The following is a 722-nucleotide window of genomic DNA, read 5'->3' as shown; positions in this document are numbered from 1 at the left end:
CCATCACCCCGGACGGCACTGGGGCGGTTTCTGCATCAGACGATAACACCCTGAAACTGTGGGACTTGGCCACTGGGGAGGTCGTGGCGAGTTTTAGTGGCGAGAGTGCGTTATTTTGCTGTGCCGTTGCGCCGGATGGGGTGACGGTGGTGGCGGGCGATCGCTTGGGGGGGGTGCATTTTGTGGGATTGGAGGGGATTGAGACACCTTCCGGTCAAGTTTCGATTTGAGAAGGGTTTTGGTCGTTGCCGGGAGATGCGGTGGATTTGATGTGCGGTTAATTTCCATAGAGAACCACCGTGGGTAGGGATGAAATATACTGGCTTTTGCATTTCGGCAATTGTATCGTTATTGAGGGTGGGTTATATTGTGAGTAAAATTTGCAACACTATATCGCAACCCGAATAGCTGTCAAAAAAATAGTCCGCGTCGGCGGACTATAGCCCTTCGGGCATAGCTTCGCGCTTTGCCTGGTTCGGCGCGGTTTCAATTGACCGCCGTGGCATTGCTGTGGCATTGCCCAGGGGAGATTGCGATTGCCCGTCTTTTTCGTCGATTCAGGCACAGAATCGAAGAATTTGCCAGCATCCCCCAATCGGGTGACAACAAACCGGGAAAAAGGTTAGAAAATAGGGAAGGGGGGCATTTAGATTCGGTATTGGCGACAATACCCGCCAGGGACTAAAGTCCCTGGCTTATAGCGCAAGTCCTCTAAAGAGGAC

The 722-nt window shown here is 52.6% G+C and carries 1 protein-coding gene; it reads left to right on the top strand.

Annotated features, from left to right (window positions below; translation table 11 throughout):
- Positions 1–230 (top strand): WD40 repeat domain-containing protein (locus LKK83_RS30825; protein WP_442957399.1); only part of this gene is annotated, 230 nt, incomplete at its 5' end.
- Between the last annotated feature and the right edge of the window lie 492 nt (positions 231–722).

The sequence above is a fragment of the Phormidium sp. CCY1219 genome (assembly GCF_035615515.1).
Classification (GTDB): Bacteria; Cyanobacteriota; Cyanobacteriia; order Cyanobacteriales; family Laspinemataceae; genus CCY1219.
The sequence above is the reverse complement of the archived record's forward strand: the minus strand, read 5'-3'. Positions and strand labels throughout refer to the sequence as shown.